This is a genomic window from Ahrensia marina (assembly GCF_001293565.1).
Lineage (GTDB): Bacteria > Pseudomonadota > Alphaproteobacteria > Rhizobiales > Rhizobiaceae > Ahrensia > Ahrensia marina.
Genome location: NZ_JXMU01000059.1, coordinates 1 through 353, shown reverse-complemented (window position 1 = coordinate 353; position 353 = coordinate 1). Strand labels below are relative to the sequence as shown.

Sequence of the window (353 nt, the reverse complement as noted above, 5' to 3'; positions counted from 1 at the left end):
CGACAACATCACCTCCGATGCCTGCGATCAAACCAGCATCAAAGGCGGAAGCCAGATAGAGCGAAATGTTATCGCTAAGATCGACGGTAAGACGGACTCCAATACCGAGGCCTCTACAGTCACTAAACCAACACGTTCGCTCAAACCATCCAAACCCTTTGTTCTGAGTATCAGGGCAGGGACTCATCTAGTGCGTGAATGGAATAGACGAACCTATCAGGTGGAAGCACTGGAGAAAGGCTTTCAGCTGGATGGAAAGACATATCGGTCCTTGAGTGCGATTGCCAAAAAGATCACCGGTGCCCACTGGTCAGGACCACGTTTTTTTGGATTGGAAAGCTGATGAAAAAAGT

1 protein-coding gene is annotated in these 353 nt (G+C 48.7%); it reads left to right on the top strand.

Annotation, left to right across the window (positions count from 1 at the left end):
* Window positions 1-7 precede the first annotated feature (7 nt).
* The gene (locus SU32_RS17200) at window positions 8-343 is read left to right on the top strand and encodes a DUF2924 domain-containing protein (RefSeq protein WP_082376880.1); all 336 of its coding nucleotides are present in this window, start codon (window positions 8-10) and stop codon (window positions 341-343) included.
* Window positions 344-353: the final 10 nt, after the last annotated feature.